We start from the raw sequence: 22,251 nt of genomic DNA on the forward strand, positions 1-22,251 counted from the left end.
CGCCCCCTCGTTACAGCCGTCGCCTGTGCATTCACTCAGGCGCGGTCTCGGCCCTGATATCCATCGCCTGTTCGTGCAGAGCCTCGATGAGGGTGCCTGCCACGGGGGTTCTCAGCCCGTTACGTAGCAGAATGATGCCCACCGGCGGTAACTCGATCGGCACCTCCAGCGGCAAGGTATGACCCAGGCCTACGGACTCGAGGTAATGCGCGACTTTACTGGCGACGAAGCAGACGCAGCTTCTTTTCCTCATAAACGTCATAGTCACCAAAAAGGACGAGGTTTCGATGATGTCCGCCGGGGGTTGCAGCGTGTGCTTGTAGAACATCTGATTGAGCTTGATTCGCGAGGATGCCCACGCCGGGGGAACTACCCAGGGAAGCTTCGCCAGATGATGCCAAGTGGGTCGGGCCACTGTGGCCAGTGGATGATCGGCGGCGACGACGACGCGCATGGAGTCGGTATATAACGCCTCCGTTTCGAGGTCCGGAGCACTGTAGCCCGGCTCCAGCCGACCCACGATGAAATCCAGTTCGCCTGTGCGCAGCCTCGGCAACAGGCGCGTGAGATCACCTTCCTCGATCGACACCGTCGTGTGTGGCGAGCTGAGCTTGAGGCGACTGACCGCCCCTACCAGCAATCCAGGCGTGGCGACGACCATTGCGCCGACACGGATACGACCGGATCCGCCGCTGGCGACTGACGCGATGTCGTCACACGTACGGTCAAAATCCACCAGCACCGAACGCGCAAACCGGACAACTTGCTCGCCGTAGGCGGTAGGCCGGGTCCCCCGGGTTGAGCGGATGAATAACTCAAGCCCGAACATCTTTTCGATTTCCGCCAGCGACTTGCTGACTGCCGGCTGGGTAAGTGACAAAAATTCCGCTGACCGCCCCAGATGACGAAATTCATCCAGCGCAACGACGAGCTGCAGATGCTTGAGTTTAAGGTTGGAGCGCAAAACTCTATCGATGTCGCTCACCCGCTTTATCTCCGGCAGAAGAAGCTTAGATGTCAAAAAGGTTATGAAGTATGTCTGCTTATTCATTGTTCAGCAATGTAGCGGCCAGTCAGTATCGAAGAACAAAAACAATGATCGGAGACAAGCAATGCGCACTCCAATGACCGCAAAACCGTTAAATGACGCCGTGGTGAATCAAGGCAAGAAATCCAATGCCCGTTGGGTTGTGGCAGGTCTGATGTGGTTTGCCATCGCCATCAACTACATCGATCGCACCGTTCTCTCAGTCGCAGCACCCGAGCTCATCAAGGAGTTCAGCCTGACCCCCGAGATGATGGGCATCGTTTTGTCTGCGTTCTTCTGGTCCTACGCACTGCTGCAAATCCCTGCTGGCTGGGTGGCAGACAAATTCGGGCAAAAAATGGGGCTTGGGATTGCCGTAGGCTCATGGTCGCTCGCCACGGCGGCGACAGGACTTGCAACAGGCTTTGCCTCTCTGGTTGGCCTGCGAGTGGCACTCGGCGTCGGTGAAGCCGGCGCTTATCCGGCCAACGCAGGGATCGCCTCCAAATGGTTCCCGGACAAGGAGCGGGCAACTATTTCCGGGCTTTTTGACAGCGCCTCGAAATTCGGCGGTGCCGTGGCGATGCCGCTCATTGTGACGTTGATGATGGCATTCGACTGGCGAATGACGTTTGTGATCGTGGGCCTGACCGGCCTGGTCTGGAGCCTGATCTGGTGGTGGTATTTCTCGGACACGCCGGAGAAACACAGAAGCGCCAACACCGCCGAGGTGGAATACATCAGGGGTGGGCAAGCGCAGCAGCACGGTGTCGATACCACGATTTCGATGAAATGGTACGAACTGCTCAAGCACCGCAATATTTGGGCAATGTGCCTGGGCTTTTTCACGATCAACTACATCTCGTATTTCTTCATCACCTGGCTGCCCACCTACCTTGTGAAGGAACAGGGAATGGGCTTGCTCAAGATGGGTATGGTCGCTTCGCTTCCGCTGATTTGCGGCCTCTTCGCCGAGATCGCTGCCGGATGGCTTTCCGACAGGGTGGTCCATAGCGGGCGCCTGTCGCTGACCGCGACACGCAAACTGTTTCTTATCGTGGGTCTTTCGATGGCGCTGTGTATCGGTCTGGCTCCGTTGACCACGTCGGTCGGGCTCACTGTCCTGCTGCTGTGCATCGCAAAGGCTGGCACCACCGTCGCAGCTTCGCAAGTCTGGGCGCTGCCAGGTGACGTCGCGCCGAAAAACATGACGTCCACCGTAGCCGGATTGCAAAACATGGTGGCCAACTTCGGCGGCGTACTGGGACCGATGATTACCGGATTCATCGTTGCCTCGACCGGCTCGTTCAAAATGGCTCTCGTCTTCTCGGCGGTGCTCGGAATGCTGGGCATCCTGAACTACGCCCTGCTGCTGAAGAAGGTCGAACCCATCGTCGCGTCCACGCCGACCAGGCCTGAGCACGCCCCCGACGCCTCGCAGTTACCGAATGAACCCTATAGCCGCTAAAGCCTGAAGCGCTAACGCCGGGATGACGCCTGCGTTTCAACTTCTCCGCCGCCGTAATCTGGATGCCAGGATTGTTTTATGACGACTACCACGACTCATGCCACTCACAGACTGATACGTCTGCATGCCAATGACAACGTCCTCGTCGCTCGCCAATTGATCGGCCTTGGAGACGAGTTGCCTGAACTGGGCGTACGCATCCGGGCGCAAGTGCCGGCCGGGCACAAGATCGCAGCGCAGGACATCATGTCCGGTGAGCCCGTGCGCAAGTACGACACGATCATCGGTGTCGCTTCGCGCAATATCATCAAGGGCGAGCACGTTCACTCCCACAACATCGCGCTCATCGATTTCGACCGGGACCCAGGCTTCTGCGAGGATGTGCGCCCGGTGGACTACGTCGCACCTGATAAACGCGCGACCTTCATGGGTATTGTGCGAGCAGACGGCCGGGTAGCCACGCGCAACTTCATCGGGCTCCTGTCGTCGGTGAACTGCTCATCGAGCGTGATCAAGAAGATCGCCGAACACTTCACCCCCGATCGGCTCGCCGCCTACCCGAATGTCGATGGCGTCGTCGCGTTCGCCCAGACAAGCGGGTGCGGCATGTCGTCCCCCAGTCAGCATTTCGACGTGCTGCAGCGCACCATCGCCGGGTACGCCCGCCATCCCAATCTGGCGGCTGTACTGATCGTCGGGCTGGGTTGCGAGCGAAACCAGGTGGCCAGCCTCGTCGACTCTCAGCACTTGGTACCCGATCGCAATCTGCGCACGTTTGTGATGCAGGATACCGGCGGCACGCGTGCAACCATCGCTCAAGGCATTGCGGCGATCGAAGCGATGCTGCCCGAAGCCAACGCTGTCAAGCGTGTCCCGGTCAGTGCCGCGCACTTGAAGATCGGCCTGGAATGCGGCGGTTCCGATGGCTTTTCAGGCATCACCGCCAACCCGGCATTGGGGGCTGCGATGGATATTCTCGTGCGTCATGGCGGCACGGCCATTCTGTCTGAAACACCCGAAATCCACGGTGTGGAGTTCATGCTGACGCGACGTGCGATCAGTGCCGAGGTGGGCCAGAAGCTACTGGACCGCCTGGCCTGGTGGGAAGAATACACGCGCGGTCAGAACGGGCAGTTCAATGGCGTCGTAGGGCCCGGTAATCAGGCAGGCGGTCTGGCCAATATTTTTGAAAAGTCGCTGGGGTCTGCCATGAAAGGCGGCACGACACCACTGCAGGCGGTGTACGAGTACGCCGAGCCGATTGACAAGGCCGGGTTCGTGTTCATGGATTCACCGGGCTACGACCCTGTCGCCGCTACCGGTCAAATCGCCAGCGGTGCCAACCTCATCTGCTTTACCACGGGCCGGGGCTCGATGTTCGGGAGCAAACCGGCGCCAACCCTCAAACTCGCCAGCAATACCCCGATGTTCACCCGTCTGGAAGAAGACATGGACATCAATTGCGGCCTCATTCTGGACGGTGAGCTGTCGGTCGAGCAGATGGGTGAGCGCATCTTTGAGCACATTCTGGAGGCTGCTTCAGGGGCCTCGACCAAGAGCGAATTGTTGGGGCTTGGGGACCACGAGTTCGTGCCCTGGCACCTGGGTATCGTCAGCTGACCCAACCCGTTTTGCACACATTCAAGGAACCTCGTCATGAATCTGAAACTGACCCGCACTGACCTGATTAGAACGCAGAATTTCATCGGTGGTCGTTGGGCCACCAGAGATCCGGAGGCGCTGCTGACTGTCACTAACCCGGCCGACGACAGCTACATTGCCCAAGTGCCCGACAGCAACGCCATTGACGCCCGTGAAGCTGTCGATGCCGCGCATTCGGCCTTTGCCGCCTGGCGTGCCACGCCTGCCAAACAGCGCGCGCAATTGATCAAACGCTGGAACGATCTGATTCTGGAGCACCAGGAAGATCTGGGCAGGCTGATCTCGCTGGAGCAGGGAAAACCACTGGCAGAGGGGCGTGGCGAAGTGGTCTACGCCGCCAGCTATGTCGAGTGGTTTGCCGAGGAAGCGACGCGCTCATACGGCGATGTGATCCCGGCACCGGTCGCGGGTCGCCGCATGACGGCTATCAAGGAACCCGTTGGCGTGGTCGCTGCGATCACGCCCTGGAATTTTCCGGCGGCGATGATTGCCCGCAAGATCGCGCCGGCACTGGCGGCCGGTTGCACGGTCGTCTGCAAGCCCGCCGAAGACACTCCTCTGACGTCTCTTGCGCTTGTGCGTCTGGCTGAGGAAGCAGGCTTTCCGGCAGGAACGCTGAACATCGTCACCGCTTCGCGGGAGCGTACACCCGAAGTGGTAAACGCTTGGCTGGCCGATTCACGGGTGCGCAAGATCACCTTTACAGGGTCGACGCCAGTGGGCAAACACCTGGCCCGAATGTCAGCCGATACCTTGAAAAAGTGCTCGCTTGAACTGGGCGGCAATGCCCCATTCATTGTTTTTGACGATGCGGACCTCGACGCTGCGGTGGATGGCCTCATGGTCTCCAAATTTCGCAATGGCGGTCAGACCTGCGTGTGCCCCAATCGGATCTATGTGCAGAGCGCTGTTCACGATCAATTCGTTCAAAAGCTGGTGGCAAGGGTCAGCGCGCTGAAGGTTGGGCCAGCTTCCCACGGCGATTCTCAGATTGGTCCGATGATCAACGCGCGCGCCATCGACAAGATCGCCCGCCATGTGAATGACGCTGTTGCAAAAGGCGCAGAAATCGCCACCGGCGGTCGCCGTATCCGCGACGCTGTCGCAGACGGTCCGAACTACTACGCGCCGACCGTGTTGACCCATGCAAGCTCACTCATGGAACTCTGCAATGAAGAGACATTCGGCCCCGTTGCACCCATTTTCCGCTTCACGACTGAAGCGCAAGTGATCGAACTGGCCAACGACACTCCATTCGGGCTGGCGGCCTACTTTTACACCCAGGACGTCAAACGCGTCTGGCGCGTAGCCGAGGCGCTGGAGTCGGGCATCGTCGGCATCAACGAAGGTGCTCTCGCCGCAGAGGCCGCCCCGTTTGGGGGAGTCAAGGAGTCTGGGTATGGCCGGGAGGGTTCACGCTACGGCCTGGAGGACTACATGCACATCAAATACCTGTGTCAGGGCGGCCTGAACTAGTTCCGACAACTACAACAGAGGAGTACAGGCAATCATGGGAAATCCGTTCAAGACCGCGCTTTCGCGAGGCGATAAGGTCATCGGCCTCTGGCTTTCATTGGCCAATGCCTACAGCGCCGAAATTTGCGCCACAGCAGGCTTCCAATGGTTGCTGATAGATGGTGAGCACGCACCAAACGACGTGCGCAGCACGCTTGCGCAGTTGCAGGCCGTTGCGCCTTATGCGGCCCATCCAGTGGCACGCACCGTCGATGGCAATCCGGCGATGATCAAACAGATGCTCGACATTGGCGTTCAAACGCTGCTCGTACCCATGGTCGATACCGCCGAGCAAGCCATCGCTCTGGCGTCCGCCACCCGCTACCCGCCGCAGGGCACCAGAGGCGTCGGTGCAGCGGCGGCGCGTGCCTCGCGTTGGGGTGGGTACAGGGACTACCTGGAGACGGCCAACGATGATGTCTGTTTGTTGGTACAGGCTGAATCCAGGGCTGCACTCCAGAACCTTGAAGCCATCTGCGCCGTCGACGGCGTGCATGGCATTTTCATCGGGCCGGCTGATCTGGCCGCATCAATGGGGCATCGTGGGCATCCTGAGCACCCTGACGTGCAGCAAGCGATAGAGAAAGCCATACGCACCATTGTTGCCAGTGGCAAAGCCGCCGGCACGCTGACAGGCGATGCCAAACTCGCTCGGCACTATCTCGAACTGGGCGCCAGCTTCGTCGCAGTGGGGCTGGATCTAACCCTGCTGGCACGGGCGACCCGCGGATTGGCAAACGACTTCGGTCTCGGCACCTTATCAGCATCCCCAGCTAGCGGCGCCTCACCCTACTGACTACTCATGGGTAGCGATTCCACCAAGCCGTGGCAAAGGGTTGGTGACTGCCGCGCCGCGCCTTGGAGGCAATATCACCCGGCCCGTCGCAGTGTTTCGCTTTTCACTAGAGATGAATTTATCGGTGAATAGTACTGGGGTCTGCTTCGGCGGCGCTGACGGTGAGCAGGGCCCGCTGGCCGTGCCTGTGATGGTGCCGCCCCCGGCCGCGATGCCAACGCCGTCGACGGAGCTGGAGGACGCGTTCAGCTCCAGGTTGCCGGTGACAGTAACGACGCTGTTCGAGGCGCCGTTGATGTTCTCTGTAGTCGCGGCAGTGTTCACGGTGAAGGTGTTGGCACCGCCAGCCCCCAGGTTGTAGGTCTGGAAGGCAGTTTTGCCGGTGTCGCGTTGCTCACCGAGCCAGCCGTCGCGTCCAGCAAGCTGCAGATCGGACGTCTGTCAATCCCCTGGTGACTCCCCTCCTCGTCTAGAGCTACAGACACTGAAGTGAGTGATGGCTATGGTTTCAGCAGGCTCCACCTGGTGTGGATGGCAATTGCCGCGGCGCATCCCTGCCCCACCGCATACCCGTTGGAAATGTTTTTTCAAAGATCACTACGATCCGCTCCCCTCATCCGCCAGAATGAGCACCCGATCGAGCAATGCGATAAACTGGAGCACTCTCAACAGGAGCTGCACATGTCCAAACTGGCTGAATTCCGCGAATTAGAAAAACACTTGGCCGAACAACTGGCCGCCCTGGAGTCAATGAAGGGTGACTCGGGTCTGCAACGCGAAATGGAGTTCGAGCAAAAGCTGCGCGAGCTGCTGGCCGAGTACAGCTATAGCCTGCGAGACGTTGTTGCCGTACTCGATCCAAGTGCAGTGAATCACCGTGGCCCCGTGGGAATCAAAGCCCCTGAAAAAGGCACCCGCCGTGCACGTCAAATTAAGCAGTACTACAACCCGCACACCGGCGAAGTGATTGAGACCAAAGGCGGCAATCACAAGCAGCTGAAAGAGTGGAAAGCCGAGTATGGTGCTGATGTTGTTGAGTCCTGGCTCAAGGCATAAGCCGCAAGCATCGCTTTCCTCACATTAAAAGGCCCCGATGGGGCCTTTTTCTTTGGGAGTTCTTTGTCGTACGACTAGCAGTGCGGACGCTGAGGCTTCAAGGGTAACGACGCCATATTTGGCATAGTCGTTATCGATCGTCCAGGCTGCATCAGCGGCAGTTGGGGCATCCATGCAATCCACGCGCTATCTGAAACAGTCCATGATCCTCCGAAGCTGGGACTCGTGCGAGCTGCTGAGAAAGCTATTCGCCCGATTGTGGAGGGCACGGAAGGCATATTGACATTACTTAAATTCCTTCAGATTATTTGGCGAAAGGGCAATGCAGGAAGCTCTGCACTAGGAAATCGTCCAAACGCACGTATTTGTGATATCTACCCAAACATTCCTTCGAGCATTTAAATAATCAGGAGTAGCGATATGAGTCAGGACGACGTTACCGAAGAACAAATCAAGATACGTGTAGAAAAGCTGATGGCCGACCAGCGTCTGATAGAACTGGAAAAGGCTGAAGAGGTAACCGCGGCCGAACGCAAAAAACTAGAGAAAGAAGCCAAAGATAGACGCACGACTCTTCTCAATGCCGTGCGTGCCGGAGCGCCTGATGTCAGTACTGCGCTCTTTGATAAAATGCAATCACTTGAGTATGAAGGCCAGGACTTCACTAAACGTGACATAGTTGATCTGCTCAAGGCTCACGGGGCACAGCTGACGGATTCACAGGACTTCTTTGATCTGAACGTGGCTCAGCGCGAGGACTTGCTTGACCGAGTGGGGTTTTATCGCGGGGTGATCATTGATCACGGACTATCTAACCCGGTGGAGTTGAGCTTTCGCGAGGTGCTGATGCGCCCGGATACGGAAAAGACCACCAGCGAGGGCCAATCTACAGATCGCGCAGCCAGGCTGCTATATCGCAAGCCAAATTTTTCGGGCTATTTCGAGAACTATTTCACTACATCGGAAGCTACCCACCAGACGCAAAAAAACGGCGTCACCAATCTCAAGTTCTCGCTCGCCGCAGCCACCGGAATGGTAGCCACCGTGGGCGTCGGTGTCAGCGGCAGTTATCACCAGCAAAGCCAGGTGAGTGCAGGCTCAGTCGGTAAGAAAACCTACATCACCGCCAACTTCTTTTTGCCCCGCATTGAACTCTCTTTTGACAGCCTGACACCTTGTGCGAGTACCGATTTCGAGAAAGCCTGTGCCAAGGCAATGGCAAAAAAAGAAGAAGAGCGCTTTGCCGAACTCAAGAAGGTACTGGACAGCTTTGGTCATTTTGTCTCGACCCATACGCTGGTTGGCGGTCGCCTGTTTGCGACTGAAACCAAGGTTTTCAAGGCCAATGAAAGCAAATCCAATGTCACTCAGCGTTTCGCTGCGGAACTAAAAGTGAGCCTGAGCACGCCCGCCAAGAATGCAGAGTTGAACATCAGCGGGGACCATGGGACACAAAACGCGCAACGCGACAAGACCTCTGATGAAGAACAGAATCTTACCTTCCATGCGGTAGGCGGCGAGGGAACTGTTGTGCAGAATGCTGCGGTCTGGGCCGAATCGCTCTATGACTACAGGCGTTGGGCTGCAGTGCAGCGGGAAAATCTGATTCCCAGCATCAACGTTCTGCCGGAGGATCTGGCCGAAAGTTGCTGGAATACGCTGAAAAATTACGCGGAGAAAAGGACCAAGCGAACGATCCTGTTCGAAGACGACGCTTACTTTCTGTTTTATGGCGAGTACGGTGACACCGTCGGATCCCTTGCCAAAGAAGCCTATTTTAGCATCCAGAACCTGAAATTCGACGCTGCCGTATCACTGCGCTCAGCGTTACCAATAGAAGGTGAAGTGCTGGCGCTAACAAAACCCTCCCCAGACACTTCACCGGCTCAGCTGTGGCGCATGACCGAAGACGGCAAGTTGGTCAGTTTTGCGACCAAGCCCCCGGGAGCCTACGGCATACAGAAAGATGTCCTTTTTGCACTGACGGCGGAAATCACGGGCGAGCCGACCGCAGATAAGTACCCGGTCAGCATCCGTCAGCTTGGAAAATCGGACTTCCAGACCTGGGAATATCCGGGCTCAGGCGAGTTGATCAATAGCGCATTGGGCAAGGACTACCTGCTTGATGCCGAAAATGACAAACAACTAGTATTGAGAAAGCGTACGTCAATCAGTGAAAACAGCCGTCTATGGGACCTCATTGAATTACCGCTCTATCTGGCAGAAGCATTGCGCAAAACAGCAGCGCACTCTAAAACAAATAAATGGTTCAAGCTGCGCATCGCTGAAGGCGGGCTGGTCATGTCTATAAACCGCGCCGAAGGCAAAACTCACCTCAGCTCGGTCGAGCACTACCATATCGTTGCACAGCCTGACATAAATGGCCCACACCAAATGTGGCGTTTGGATGAACGCGATCAGATCGTCTCTGCCATGATGGCTCTGGACAGTGGCAATGAGTTGAACGTTTTACTTTCCGTTAGCGACAACAGCCGGTTTTTGCTGGCCAAACCTTATAGCCCTGACCTGCAGCAAAAATGGAAAATCAATGCAGGCTACCTTGTGCCACTAAGCGGTAATTTCGCCAATGATGCCGCAGCCATCAAAGTTACTGGCGGCCGTGAAGTAAAAGCCAGCTTCCTGGAAATGGTCAATCGCGATCGCAAGGCAGGGCAAAAATGGACAACAGAGGAGCTCGGTGAAAACTTGGCTTTTACCGAATACGAGCAAAAAATGCTGGGCGGTGAGTTGCGTAACGATTGGGTTAAGATGGTGGATACAAGACCTCTCGACGTTAACGGATACCTAACAGGAATCCGCCTGGTATTGACAGAGCGCGGGAGTTTTTATTCGATCAACGAAGGCTATGCGCTCCAGCTTGCAGTGGACGTGCGCCGAGAAAGTAGCAAGCCGACGATCGCCCATAACGCCCCGCCAAATGAATCCATGGTCGATATATCCAATGACGCGAATGTAAGCGTTAATTCACAACTTTTGTACTTGCCTGACACGCCAGTTTTCAGCATAAAATTGGCCGTAGAAAATCAACAGCTCGGATTCATGTACCAACTCGTCAAGGATGGTCCATGGGTAGCTGCTGAAAGTGATTCAAATCGACCAGGCCAACTACAACTGAAGAACATCAAGACCGCCACTTCAAAGATATCCGTGCTGGTGAGTGAGCGAATTATTGCGCTGGGTCTTGATTTCTATGCAGAACACAACGTGCTCGTACCAAGGGTTATCAAGACCAAAAGCTGAGCAGCCCAAACCCAAGACGGGACAGCAGGTCCCGCCTTCAGCCATTTTAATGGAGAGATTGCGCCTTGGCTGAATATTATGCATGAGCCACAAAAGCTTTGGCCGCACTTGCACAGGACCGCAAAGCGCTAGACGATAGATCTGGTGAGGCCGCCTCCGGAATTATTGTTTTAGTGAGAGCGTCAATCGCGGCTTGCTCCGCATTGATCAGCTGTTTGAGCTCGTCGACTTTGGCTTGTTGAGCGTTTTCGTTCGCTTGACCCGCAGGCGATCCTGCTTGCCCGACCGTTGTCGTTCCGCCACTGGCGGGAGTCAACAAACTCAGTTTGTCACGAAGGTCAGTCAGTCTGGTGAATCGTTCAACTAGGGCTTGGGTACTCAGCGCCAATTCGGTTGAATACGCTGAGCTGCGCCCTTCGCTCTGTTGACGGCGTATCTTCCCGCCCATCCAACGGTTTCCAAATGTCTCAATGCGCACATCTGGGAATTTTCGCTGTGGCAGAGCACCTCGAATTTTACGGCCACAGAGCTGACTTATACCGAAGCGTTGCTTGAGAGCTATGTGGCCTGGCCCAAAAAATTCATGGCCATTAGAGAGTAAAAACGCCAGTGCGGACGCTGGATTATCAGCCCAGCAGTAAAAAACAAAAAAAGTTACTGCTCGCCCCTCCCCTGTTTCTTAAAAAAAGCATCGTGCATTCAGCGAGCTAGAAAGGCTGCATTTTCCAACAAACCAAACGGTATCGCGCAATGATGGCATTTTGACGCCTGCCGGTTTGACAACCGATGTAAGCCTTCTAAAGTCTCGTGGCCTGACTGAACAGCCCATTCATACGATCGGGCCGGGCACTTTCAATGGAGATGAAAAGCATGAATGTCATTCAATATCGCAGTAACGTTCCAGCACCTCGTGTATTTGATTTCCCGACAGTGGTAAGCGTTGCCTCTTGCGACACGGACTTTCTTCCTGAGCTTCACCGCTCTAGCCTGACGTTGGGTATGACCCGGTTGTTTGGCGAGACAACCCGCGACAAGCATGGCAACACCGGCGACGCCAAGCAAAAGCGCAATAATTAAGGCGACTGCGTGTTTCGCATGACCTATCTGCCAGTCGACGGCGAGCCCGTCGACTGGCTTTCGGACAATGGCCGCCTCGTCAGTTCTCGTGGGCACATTGAGCCGTTCAATCATCCGATGGTCGAAGTCCTCGCGACCGTGGATCATGATGGCAGGCTGGGCGTGGCCATCGTCGAGCGCCCGCACCTTGGCCCCATTGCGGCGCCAAGGCATCTGCCTGATGGGCCATTGATAGCCGACGACAGCTATGACACCTTCGAACACCTGCGAGAAACCTGCCGTTCATGGCAGTTGCATTGGTTCTGGATCGAACTGGACAGCGAGTCTGTGCGTATCGAAGCCAGTCGATTGCCGACCGTGCCGGTTTTTGTCGCCGATATTACCGATCATGCGCGCTGCGACTGGGATCCCTTGAACCTCTATGGGTTCGTTGAAGCGCAACTGGACTGGGATGCCGCTGCGCATTACATCTGTTGCTTCGAGCAACCTTATGGCACGAGAACTGTCATCCGCCAGATCAAGCAGGTTGCTGCCGGATACGTTGCGCAATGGCGCCCAGGTGCCGAATGGTCCTTCAATCCGCCCGAGGCTGCTGCGCCAGCTTATCCGCGCGCACTTGATGCCGATGCCGACCCCTTGCGCTCGCTGGAGACAATGCTCAACGCCGCACTGGCGCGGCTGGTACCTGATCGCAAGGTGCCCATGGCCAGCGCCTTGAGTGGTGGCTATGACTCGACGTGTATGGCTGCAACCTGTGCCCGCGATGGCCGTAAGACCTCGACCTTCGGCGTGGTCATGGATGACGAGCCAGGGATTGCCCAGCGGCGACGGCGCAACAGTGTCGTTGAGCTGTTCGCGCTGAAGGATCACGCCTATCCCGCCGCCGCCCCCCAGGATGGCGACTACGGTCGAACATCGCGGGGGCGCATGGTGCCGTGGGAAGAGCATCATCACGACATGTTCCAGAGAATTTATAGAGATGCCGCCGATACCGGCCATGACCTTTTTCTCTCAGGCTTCGGCGGCGACGAACTGGTCAGTCTCTATTGGGATGAGCTGTCTGACCGTGACGAGCAGATCGCCCAGCGCAGCGGTAAGCGCTTACTGCCCGAATTCCTGATGCCGGCAGTCCGTTCCCGGCAAGCACAAAGAACCGAGACGATGATGAACACGCCGATATTTTTTGCCCAGCGCGGCGTCATGGATACCCTGGCCGCCGTTGCCGCACAGCATCTGCGTAACGGCTTATGGCCTATTCATCTAATGGTGACGCCTGAAATTGTCGGTTATTGCCATGCACTGCCTTATGAGTGGCGCAAGGAGCGGCGGTTGATTCGCGACCTGCTCATACGCTGGAATGTTCCCGACTGCGTCACCCAGCCGATACTTGGTGAATCATTCAGTAAGGTGGCTGTTCAGGCGTTGAAGCAATGTCGACAAGCGCAAAACGGTTTGCGCGTCCCCCGCCTGGTTGCGCTTGGCCTGGTCGATGAACTGGCAACGAATAGCGCATTCAATGCCTGGGTAGAGGGTGTTGGTCCACCCGGCCAGGATATTCACTTCATCGCCATGGTGGTGCTTGAGGCAACACTTGAGTCATTGGAAATGGCTCGATGCACAAGAGGTATCAACCATTAAACCGGATTACGCGCTCGCCAGTCTGTTCGATCACCTGCTGGTGTTGGCTGTGGATCCTGTCCTTTGGCCCATGGTCGTACAGATGCAACAGACTGCGAACGCAGCAACTTGAGAATCATTCAAAGGCGACACGTCACCGCTGGGCAAAGCGTTGGCTAAGCAATGTAGAAACCGCGCCAAAGCCGAATTTGAAAGCATGCAGGACGGGAAACAGCTTAAAGACTGCATCAAGCCAGGCAACGTCATTGATGACGACGTGCGCAACTGCATGAAAGGTATGTAGCACCGGGACTGCCTGACGTTCGGTATTTGGCCCAAGCGCGTCAGGCAGTCATCCCGTATCAGGCGCTCAGGGCCTCCTCGATAGCTGAAGTCAAACGTGGGTCATCCGCTGCGACATCCGGGGCAAACCGGCCAATCACTTTACCGTCCCGGCCCACCAGGAACTTCTCGAAATTCCACAGCACTTCCTGTCCTTCGCCGCTCTCGATGCCGTAGCCCTTGAGGCGTTCACGGAACGGGCCGTCGCCGGTCGCGGCTGGCTGGGCTGAGGTCAGCTCGGTGTACAACGGATGCCTGTCGGCGCCTGCAACGGAGATCTTGGAAAACAACGGAAAATGCACGTCGTAGGTGGTGGAACAGAACGACTGGATTTCTTCATCTGAGCCCGGTTCCTGCTCTTTGAAGTTGTTGGCCGGGAAGCCCAGTACTTCAAGCCCTTCGGCCCTCTTGCTCTGATAAAGGCTTTCCAGACCTTCGTATTGTGGCGTCAGCCCGCACTTGGATGCGACGTTGACCACCAGCAGGACTTTTCCTTTGTACTGGCCCAGGCTGGCTGAAGTTCCGTCGATTTGCTTAAGAGGAATGTCGTAAAGAGAGGCAGTCATGGGTATCTCCTTTGAGTGATCGGTAGTGTCTCCAGTGACAGACATTAAAGCGTATTCAGCACTTGAAAAGCACGTTGCACCGGGCACACCATTTCTCTGCTTCGGTCCGGTTCATCGGAAAACGCAGCACTGGACGGCTTGCATCAGCGACCTCTAAAACCAGGGCGTAATCGATAAATTCACGCCTGATCTCGAAGGCCGGGACGCTCATGCCCGAAGCATTGACTATTCGAGCCTCAACACCGCCCGCGAATCTCCTCTCAACCTGCACCCACTCACATCGCCAGCTTGTTACCCATGAGAAGTCGCGGACTTGATAGTCGCCAGTGGCGCTCTGGCATTGAGCGAGTTTTTGCCTGGCGTGGTCAAAGACGACGAACAGCGGGCGTGGGTAGCCGAGCAACTGGGTATCGTCGAGGCTCAGGCCTTCTTTCTGGTTGACGGTGGCTACAAGTGCTTTCGCTCGTCTGCGCCGCCATATCAGGTAGCCTATGGCGAGGCAGAGAGTTGAAAAGGAAACCAGAAAAGCCTGGAATATGTCGAAAGTTGGCGTCCCTTTGTGAGGCAGCATGCACAACAAAAGTCCTATTGTCGCTAACCCCGATAAGAGCATTACGGGGATAACGATTCTATTGGCGAAGCTGATCCCGAATGTCTTCAACTCGCTGCTCATCATTGTTTCCGCTGTCACTTGTTGGCTTGATCAGTGCTGACACTGCGAATGAAGGTCAACCGGAGCCCCGTGTCACGCACTTCAGTGGTTATCAACTCACCATTATTATTATCAAAAACGATTGCATCATCGACCTTTCCAACGCTCAACTGTTGCCAAACAATGGCAAAACGCGTCCTTGAAACTTTGCGTACCTCACCGACAAAAGCCGACTGGGCAGGCACTGATTGGGCCGGTGAAACCTGACACTTTACGGGCAAGGGATAAGCCGGCTCGGTCGTGTCACGAAGGTGCATCGCCGATTTGATAACGGCAGTGCCAGGCGTCGGCACACAGTCGACAATGGCACCTGCGCTGATAGTAATCTCCCCTGCCCGCTCTGCTGCCTGGGCACCATCGGCAAGCAATAAAAATGCTGCGCCAAGGATGACTTTCGACTTCAGGTACATCAGCCATTCATCCTGCTGAGCCCCTTGCCCAGCATCATGATGAACAACACACCACCCACCACCATCAACACCAGCCCGACAATCAGCATCACTTGGCCAACCTTCGCCCAAGTCCGCTGCACCTTGTCAAACTCCTCGTAACTGGCCCAGCGTTTGTGTGTCCATGCCAATGAGCGCCCGCACGCTATCAGGTAAAACCACGTACCCAGGCCCACCAGCGAGCACAGGATGTTGAGCGTCGGATACCGCTCCGCTATGAACGGTGATAGTACCGCCAGAAAGCTCAAGGCACCGAACCAGACCCTGTTGCCCAATGCCCATACGCCGCCGAACAATAACGCCCCCATACTGGCGCCCCTGGCCTGCTGAGGAACCACGCCGGAACGCTCGCCCGAGTTGTTTTCGATGACGGGCTGGACGGGTTTTGAGTAGTAGTCGGGGCTAAATCGGTCGACGGTCATGACGGGTATACCGGATGAAGGAGCGCCACTGTAACAGAGTCAGCGCCGCTGGTTTGTTTGCTCAGGGCGATGCATTTACGAGGGGATCAGGCGTTCCAGCGCCGCTTTTATAAAGGACGACAGTCGCTGTAGGTATGGTCTGGGTGTCGCCTGACCAGAGTAGGTATGCAACTGTTCATTTGAACGTCAATCCCCAATAGATAGCCATGTGGTCTGAAACGTTTTTTCTCCAGTCCGGCCCTGACAGGCTGTTCATCGTGAGGTAACAGTTGTCGTCTCCCACCAGGGATACACCGGTTATGATCAGATGGTCATAAGGGCTGGAGGGATCGCCTTTGGCGGTCAGGCTGGTCGCGTCACTTCTCGGGCAGGCAGACGGCGCAAGTGCGGAATGCGCTTGCGGATCGGCCCATGTGAACCCCGGCTGATAGATGTCTTTCTTATTCGTGACTGCCATGTTCCAGTCACCACCGATCACCACCGCAAAGCCTTGCGATGGAATTTCAACTGCTTCGTGGGTTGTTGTCGCAAGGCTGTTAAAGAATGAGCCTGCTGCGTTTGCTTCCGCTTGACGCAGTTTCGGTGAATTGCCAAAGATAGAGTGAATATCAGCAAACCATGCATAGTGATTTGATGTACCCACGCTGACCTTGGCAAGCATTGCGTAGGGCGGACGACTGAATGAAGCGGCAGGCGCATCCTGGAAGGCTATAGGCGTTATTTTGCTGGTTTTATATACAAAGCAATAGGCTTCTCTATACGTATTGTCGCCCTTCACTGCAGAACAAGTACTAGCCACGTCGCTGCCCAGTTCGGTGCAGGGCAAAGATGAACTCATCGCTTCCTGCAAGAAAAGCACATCGGCTTTCGACATCAGCCCTTTTATCTGCTCGCACTTGTTTTGTGTGGCTGGCGACGTGCCCCATCCAAGATGAAGGGTGTTAAGTGAGGCAACCGTAAGGTCCGCTGCATGGGCGTTAACGACCAACGCAGGCACAACGCAGCAGATCGAGAGAAAAATGCGCACTCTTCGAATCAATCACTCACCCCTTCAGGTAATGCTCCCAGAATCTTCCTTGAGCAGCAGTGAATCGTCTAAAGCAACGGTCGGTCTGCCAGGCTAACGCGCGACGATACCAACCTGCTGCAGGAATGTCAGGTTGTCCTCCAGATGCCAGTTCTCGGCGATCCGCCCGTTGGCGATGCGGTAGATGTCGGTGGCAATGAAGTTCACTGCCTGCCCCTGCCCTTGCACGCCGTTGAAGCTGCCGGTGAAGTGGCCGCTGAAGCGCAAGTGCGATACCACGCGATCACCGCTTACGATCATTTGTTGAATCTCGCATTGCAGGTCAGGCACTGCCCCATGAAAAGCCTTGGAGGCCGCCAACGGCCCGGCGATACCTTGAGGGCGGCCCGGTGGCAATGCGCGGTCCATGAAATCCGCTGCCAGTGCTTCTTGCGCCAGGGCCGGATCGCCGGACTGCCAGAAGGTCGCGTAGCGTCGAGCGGCCAGGGTTTGCGCCTCAACCTGTGCGGGTTTTGCGCCCGGATCGGCAATGATCACCTTGGGCGTTATCAGCGTCGGCTCGGCAGCCATGGCGTTCGAACTCAAGACGGTAGCCGTCAATGTAGCAGCGGCCAGCAGGCCCGAAATCAATGTACGCATCATGCTTCTCCAACAGTAACAGCGGGGTAATCGCTGTAGCCCTTGGCGCTGCCGCCAAACAGGGTCGAGTGATCGAGAGGCGCCAGGGGCAGGTTTCGCATCAGGCGTAATGGCAGGTCCGGGTTGCTGACAAAGGGCCGACCGAAAGCCACCAGATCGGCATAGCCCTGACCGATGACCCACTCGGCACGCTCGCGGTTGTAGTTACCGGCGACGATGATCGGGCGGCTGAAGCGAGCCCGAATCGCCTGGCGGAACGACTCGGTAAAGACTGGCGCATCGTCCCAATCCGCCTCTACCAAGTGCAGATAACCGATGCCCTTGCCTTGCAGGTACTCAGCCGCTTCGAGAATGGTCGGCAGGATATCCGGGCAAGCCATGCCACGCGCCGTCAGAAAAGGAGCCAGGCGAATAGCGGTACGTTCGGCACCCACCTCGTCGCTGACCGCATCGACCACTTCCTTAAGAAAGCGCAGGCGATTGCTACGCGAACCACCGTACTCGTCAGTGCGGGTGTTGGAGGTGGTGCGCAGGAACTGATCGATCAGGTAACCGTTGGCGCCGTGGATTTCCACGCCGTCAAAACCTGCGCACATCGCCCGGCGCGCGGCCTGGCGGAAGTCTTCGACCACCTGTTTGATTTCTGCGTGGCTCAGTGCGCGGGGTGTAGGGGAATCGAACATGCCGCCCTGCCCCGTTACCGGGTCAACTTTCCAGATCTGCCCTTCGAACGGCTCGGCAGAGGGTGCCACTGGCAACTCGCCGTTATGAAAGTCCGGGTGGGACAAACGCCCGACATGCCACAGCTGCAGGAAGATACGCCCACCTTTGGCATGCACAGCTTCGGTAATCCCCTGCCAGCCTTGCACCTGCGCTTCGCTGTGGATGCCGGGGGTGAATGAGTAGCCCTTGCCCTGAGGCGAAATCTGCGCGGCCTCGGTAACGATCAAGGCTGCCGAAGCGCGCTGGGCATAGTACTCGGCGTTACTGGCGTTGGGGATGTCACCGGGCTGGCTGCTGCGGGCACGGGTCATGGGCGCCATGACGACGCGATGAGAGGCAGTGATGCCGGCGAATGCGACGGGGCTGAACAATGTGTTGGATGCGTTCATGGTCGAGGTCTCCTGGGCTAATGAATGTTGATGGGGCCAGTGTGTAACCAGGGACGCGCATTGATAATTGGTCTAACATTTGATGGATTTTCAAAAATATTGGAATAATCATGGACAACCTGGGCGACATCCGACTGTTTGTCGAAGCGGCTCAGTTGGGCGGACTGTCACTGGCAGGCCGCAAACTCGGCCTGTCGCCGGCAGCGGCCAGTGCGCGACTGCTCAAGCTGGAAGCCTCGCTGGCCACCCGCCTGTTCGAGCGCACCACCCGGCAACTGCGCCTCACCGATGAGGGCCGGGTTTATCTGGAGCACTGCCGTCAGGCGCTGCAGGCACTGGACGATGCCCGCGCGGCGCTGTCGGCGGAGAAAAAGGAAATTCGCGGCAAGATCCGTATTTCGGCCACCTCGGACTTTGGCCGTCACGTGCTCAACCCGTGGCTCGACGCTTTTACACGTCTGTATCCACAAGTAGTTCCCGCGCTGCAGTTGTCTGACTCGCTCTCGCACCTGGTGGCCGATGACGTCGATCTGGTGATCCGCTTCGGCGTGCCGCCGGACAGCTCGTTGATTGCCCGGCCGCTGGCCGCCAATCGCCGGGTGTTGTGTGCCGCGCCCGGCTACCTGGCACGCAAGGGCACGCCGAAACACCCGCGACAGTTGGCTGACTTCGATCATATCGTCGTCGGGCAGTCAGGCTGGTCGAATGAATGGCGATTGCGTCGTGGCGAGGAAGAGATGCTGTTCAAGGTCCCGCTGGAGGCCTCTAGGGAAACCAACGACGGCGCCCTCGCCCGGCAATGGGCTGTCGATGGTCACGGCATCGTGTTGAAGTCGATCTGGGATGTGAAAGCGGATATCACCGCCGGGCGCCTGACCTTGCTGATGCCCCAGTGGCAAACAGCCGAAGCGCCAGTACACGCCCTGTATCCACGCAGTCGTTACCTGGCGCCGCGAGTGCGGGCGTTGCTGGATTTCCTGCGGGAGCGGTTCGATGAGACTTCGGCGCAGATGCCGTTTTAAGGACACGACGCCAGTGAGTGATGATGTCCCCTGGCCTGCACAGATCCCCTCTGAATGCCTGGACTGAAACCAGTCAAGGGGATCTATGGTTATCCCGGTTTATCCATCAAACCTGCGCCAACCCTCCATCCACAAACATCTCGCTCCCCGTCATGAAGCTGCTTTCATCCGATGCCAGGAACAACGCCGCAGCGGCCACTTCTTCCGGCTTACCGATACGGCCCAGCGGCAATTGCTCGACCATCGAGTCAACAATCGCATCCTTCTGGCCTGTGGTCGAAAGCGCCAGGTCCAGCCCGGGTGTTTCGATCGGTCCAGGTGAAAGGACATTGACGCGAATGCCCGTGCCCTTGAGGTCCAGCGCCCAGCTTCTGGCGAAATTGCGCAGCGCCGCCTTGGTCGCGCTGTAGACACTGAATGCTGGCGTGCCCATGGTGCCGGTGGTCGAGCCGGTGAGGATGATCGAGCCGCCCTGCGGCATCAGCGGCAGCGCTTTTTGCACGGTGAACAGCGTGCCTTTGACGTTGATGCCGAAGGTGCGGTCAAAGGACTCTTCAGTGATCGAGCCGATTGGCTGGAAATCCCCCAGCCCCGCGTTGGCGAACAACACGTCGATCCGGCCTTTGGCGGCCTTGATCTGCCCGTAGATACGGTCGAGATCCTGAAGGTTGGCGATGTCACCCTGGATTGCCAGCGCTTCATGGCCGATCAGTTGGACCGCCTTGTCCAGCTCTTCCTGACGGCGTCCGACGATGACGACTTGTGCGCCTTCTGCCGCAAAACGTATGGCTGTTGCCAGGCCGATGCCGCTATTGCCGCCGGTCACTACTGCGATTTTTCCGTTGAGTCTGCTCATGACTGTTCCTCAAGAAAGTTGAGGCACAACTGTAGATCCGCGCTATTTATTTGAATAGTATGCACCTTTTGGTAAGTGCCTGATCCGGGAGTCAAAACATGCCCAACAACCCTTTCAATTGCGGGCTGGACGCCGCCCTGGCAGTGATCGGCGGGAAATGGAAACCGTTGGTTCTTTATCATCTGGCGCAAAACGTTCATCGCTACGGCGAGCTGCGCCGGGCCATTGGTGGCGTGACCGACAAGGTATTGATTCAGCAGCTCAAAGAGCTGGAGCGGGATGAAATCATTGCCCGAGTGGACTTTCAGGAGATACCGCCGAAGGTCGAGTACTCCCTCACCCCTTTCGGGCAGTCCCTGGCCACAGCATTGGGCGCATTGTGTGCCTGGGGCACCGAGCACATGGCGACGGTTGAACGGATCAATGAGCGCCGTGCGGCCGTCCTCACAAAACAACCGGCTGATTAAATGCGTTTTTGTAGGACCGGTTTCAGCCGCGAGAGCGCGCTCCCGGCTAAAGCCGGTCCTACAAACCACACAACTGCTTATCCAGCCACCAATCTCATTCCCTGCTTGAAACAAGCCACCGCACGCTCAATATCCTCGTCACCAATATGCCGGTGGGTCACGCAGCGAAGGCGATCTTTGCCCCACGGCCGCACCAATAATCCCAGGGACTCAAGGTTATTTGCCCAGGCGCTGCTGTCCAGGCCGGTCTGTGCGATGTCGATCTGGACGATATTGGTTTGCGGCTGCGAGGCGCTGATCGGCAGACCCAGTTGATTGATCAGGCGGCTGAGGTGTTGCGCACGCTGATGGTCTTCGCTGAGACGGCTGACCATGTTCTGCACCCCATAAAGCCCGGCGGCGGCCATGATGCCGGCCTGACGCTGGGTGCCGCCGAGCATGCGTCGCAGTCGGCGGGCCTGGTGCATGATGGCCGACGGCCCGACCAGCACCGCCCCGACCGGTGCGCTGAGGCCCTTGGACAGGCACACGGAAACCGTATCGGCATGCTGCGCCACCGCCTGCGCACTCACGCCCAGCGCCACCGCTGCGTTGAACAGTCGCGCGCCGTCCAGATGCACCGGTACGCCTTGCGCTTCGGCCAACTGATACACCGCCTGCATGTGGGCCAGCCCCGGCACGGCGCCGCCTGCGTTGTTGTGAGACGTCTCCATGGCCAGTACGCCGGTGTGCAGCTTGTGCTTGCCGCCCTTGAGGGACTCCTCGGTGTGATTCAGGTCCATCTCGCCGCGCAGGCCGGGAACGCCGAGATAAAACAGCCCGGTAAAGGTCGCCGCCCCGCGCTCGGAGGTGTACATGTGCGCGCTGGACTCCAGTACCACCTGCTCGCCACGTCCGGTTTGCGCCAGTACCGCCAACAGGTTGGCCATGGTGCAACTGGGCACGAACAAACCCTCTTCCTTGCCGAGCAGCGTGGCAACGCCCTCCTCCAGCAGGCGTACCGAAGGGTCGAAATCCAGGCCGTCATCACCGATCGGTGCGGTGCGCATGACCTCGTACATTTGCTCGGTAGGCCGCGTCACCGTGTCGCTGCGCAAATCGACCGGCAAGGCGATGCCCGCCCCGCTGTCGTGGGAATTCAAAGCAGACATGAGAAAC

The 22,251-nt window shown here is 57.3% G+C and carries 21 protein-coding genes and 1 pseudogene; 12 read left to right on the forward strand and 10 right to left on the reverse strand.

Annotated elements, in window-relative coordinates; all coding sequences use genetic code 11:
* Positions 1-31: 31 nt before the first annotated feature.
* On the reverse strand, positions 32-985 hold the full coding sequence (locus tag AC1Z24_RS16845) for a LysR substrate-binding domain-containing protein (protein ID WP_483741831.1): 954 nt from the start codon (positions 983-985) through the stop codon (positions 32-34).
* Positions 986-1,112: 127 nt separating this feature from the next.
* Here AC1Z24_RS16845 and AC1Z24_RS16850 point away from each other — a divergent pair, with 127 nt between their 5' ends.
* From AC1Z24_RS16850 to AC1Z24_RS16895, 10 genes and pseudogenes are all read left to right on the forward strand, one after another.
* A complete protein-coding gene (locus tag AC1Z24_RS16850; protein ID WP_483741832.1) occupies positions 1,113-2,495 on the forward strand; it encodes an MFS transporter in 1,383 nt (460 codons plus the stop codon).
* A gap of 78 nt (positions 2,496-2,573) precedes the next feature.
* Positions 2,574-4,115 carry a UxaA family hydrolase gene (locus tag AC1Z24_RS16855; RefSeq protein ID WP_483741833.1) on the forward strand — a complete coding sequence of 514 codons (1,542 nt, stop codon included), beginning with the start codon at positions 2,574-2,576 and terminating at the stop codon, positions 4,113-4,115.
* Positions 4,116-4,151: 36 nt separating this feature from the next.
* On the forward strand, positions 4,152-5,633 hold the full coding sequence (locus tag AC1Z24_RS16860) for an NAD-dependent succinate-semialdehyde dehydrogenase (protein WP_483741834.1): 1,482 nt from the start codon (positions 4,152-4,154) through the stop codon (positions 5,631-5,633).
* Positions 5,634-5,667: 34 nt separating this feature from the next.
* A complete protein-coding gene (gene hpaI / locus AC1Z24_RS16865; protein WP_483741835.1) occupies positions 5,668-6,468 on the forward strand; it encodes a 4-hydroxy-2-oxoheptanedioate aldolase in 801 nt (266 codons plus the stop codon).
* A gap of 124 nt (positions 6,469-6,592) precedes the next feature.
* Complete coding sequence (locus tag AC1Z24_RS16870; protein ID WP_483741836.1) at positions 6,593-6,829, forward strand: hypothetical protein; 237 nt, start codon at positions 6,593-6,595, stop codon at positions 6,827-6,829.
* Between the two features lie 320 nt (positions 6,830-7,149).
* Positions 7,150-7,524 carry a histone-like nucleoid-structuring protein, MvaT/MvaU family gene (locus tag AC1Z24_RS16875; RefSeq protein WP_483741837.1) on the forward strand — a complete coding sequence of 125 codons (375 nt, stop codon included), beginning with the start codon at positions 7,150-7,152 and terminating at the stop codon, positions 7,522-7,524.
* A gap of 420 nt (positions 7,525-7,944) precedes the next feature.
* The gene (locus tag AC1Z24_RS16880; protein ID WP_483741838.1) at positions 7,945-10,785 is read left to right on the forward strand and encodes a hypothetical protein; all 2,841 of its coding nucleotides are present in this window, start codon (positions 7,945-7,947) and stop codon (positions 10,783-10,785) included.
* An 870-nt stretch (positions 10,786-11,655) separates the two neighbouring features.
* A complete protein-coding gene (locus AC1Z24_RS16885; RefSeq protein WP_483741839.1) occupies positions 11,656-11,862 on the forward strand; it encodes a hypothetical protein in 207 nt (68 codons plus the stop codon).
* Positions 11,863-11,880: 18 nt separating this feature from the next.
* Entirely contained in the window at positions 11,881-13,500 is a 1,620-nt protein-coding gene (locus tag AC1Z24_RS16890; protein WP_483746645.1) for an asparagine synthase-related protein, read from the forward strand.
* Positions 13,496-13,783: pseudogene (locus AC1Z24_RS16895) on the forward strand (hypothetical protein). The gene AC1Z24_RS16890 and the pseudogene AC1Z24_RS16895 overlap by 5 nt, the downstream one beginning before the upstream one ends.
* Before the next feature lie 58 nt (positions 13,784-13,841).
* Here the strand turns inward: AC1Z24_RS16895 and AC1Z24_RS16900 are convergent.
* From AC1Z24_RS16900 to AC1Z24_RS16930, 7 genes are all read right to left on the reverse strand, one after another.
* Positions 13,842-14,387 (reverse strand): glutathione peroxidase, encoded by a 546-nt coding sequence (locus AC1Z24_RS16900; RefSeq protein WP_483741840.1) that lies wholly within the window; start codon positions 14,385-14,387, stop codon positions 13,842-13,844.
* A gap of 55 nt (positions 14,388-14,442) precedes the next feature.
* On the reverse strand, positions 14,443-15,060 hold the full coding sequence (locus AC1Z24_RS16905) for a hypothetical protein (RefSeq protein WP_483741841.1): 618 nt from the start codon (positions 15,058-15,060) through the stop codon (positions 14,443-14,445).
* 14 nt (positions 15,061-15,074) lie between these two features.
* Positions 15,075-15,509, reverse strand: coding sequence for a hypothetical protein (locus AC1Z24_RS16910; protein WP_483741842.1), 435 nt, complete (start codon positions 15,507-15,509; stop codon positions 15,075-15,077).
* Entirely contained in the window at positions 15,509-15,970 is a 462-nt protein-coding gene (locus AC1Z24_RS16915; protein WP_483741843.1) for a hypothetical protein, read from the reverse strand. The genes AC1Z24_RS16910 and AC1Z24_RS16915 overlap by 1 nt, the downstream gene beginning before the upstream one ends.
* 175 nt (positions 15,971-16,145) lie before the next feature.
* Positions 16,146-16,997 carry an exonuclease/endonuclease/phosphatase family protein gene (locus AC1Z24_RS16920; protein WP_483741844.1) on the reverse strand — a complete coding sequence of 284 codons (852 nt, stop codon included), beginning with the start codon at positions 16,995-16,997 and terminating at the stop codon, positions 16,146-16,148.
* Positions 16,998-17,090: 93 nt separating this feature from the next.
* On the reverse strand, positions 17,091-17,639 hold the full coding sequence (locus tag AC1Z24_RS16925) for an ester cyclase (RefSeq protein ID WP_483741845.1): 549 nt from the start codon (positions 17,637-17,639) through the stop codon (positions 17,091-17,093).
* The gene (locus AC1Z24_RS16930; protein ID WP_483741846.1) at positions 17,636-18,748 is read right to left on the reverse strand and encodes an alkene reductase; all 1,113 of its coding nucleotides are present in this window, start codon (positions 18,746-18,748) and stop codon (positions 17,636-17,638) included. Before AC1Z24_RS16930 ends, AC1Z24_RS16925 begins: the two co-directional genes overlap by 4 nt.
* 110 nt (positions 18,749-18,858) lie before the next feature.
* Between AC1Z24_RS16930 and AC1Z24_RS16935 the strand changes: the two genes are divergently transcribed.
* Positions 18,859-19,770 (forward strand): LysR family transcriptional regulator, encoded by a 912-nt coding sequence (locus tag AC1Z24_RS16935; RefSeq protein WP_483741847.1) that lies wholly within the window; start codon positions 18,859-18,861, stop codon positions 19,768-19,770.
* A gap of 106 nt (positions 19,771-19,876) precedes the next feature.
* On the opposite strand, the gene AC1Z24_RS16940 is transcribed toward AC1Z24_RS16935, so the two are convergent.
* On the reverse strand, positions 19,877-20,626 hold the full coding sequence (locus AC1Z24_RS16940) for an SDR family NAD(P)-dependent oxidoreductase (RefSeq protein WP_483741848.1): 750 nt from the start codon (positions 20,624-20,626) through the stop codon (positions 19,877-19,879).
* Positions 20,627-20,724: 98 nt separating this feature from the next.
* Here AC1Z24_RS16940 and AC1Z24_RS16945 point away from each other — a divergent pair, with 98 nt between their 5' ends.
* Positions 20,725-21,093 (forward strand): winged helix-turn-helix transcriptional regulator, encoded by a 369-nt coding sequence (locus AC1Z24_RS16945; RefSeq protein ID WP_483741849.1) that lies wholly within the window; start codon positions 20,725-20,727, stop codon positions 21,091-21,093.
* Positions 21,094-21,170: 77 nt separating this feature from the next.
* Here the strand turns inward: AC1Z24_RS16945 and AC1Z24_RS16950 are convergent, their stop codons facing one another.
* On the reverse strand, positions 21,171-22,244 hold the full coding sequence (locus AC1Z24_RS16950) for a threonine aldolase family protein (protein ID WP_483741850.1): 1,074 nt from the start codon (positions 22,242-22,244) through the stop codon (positions 21,171-21,173).
* Positions 22,245-22,251: the final 7 nt, after the last annotated feature.

It is taken from the genome of Pseudomonas sp. JL23 (genome assembly GCF_056933585.1).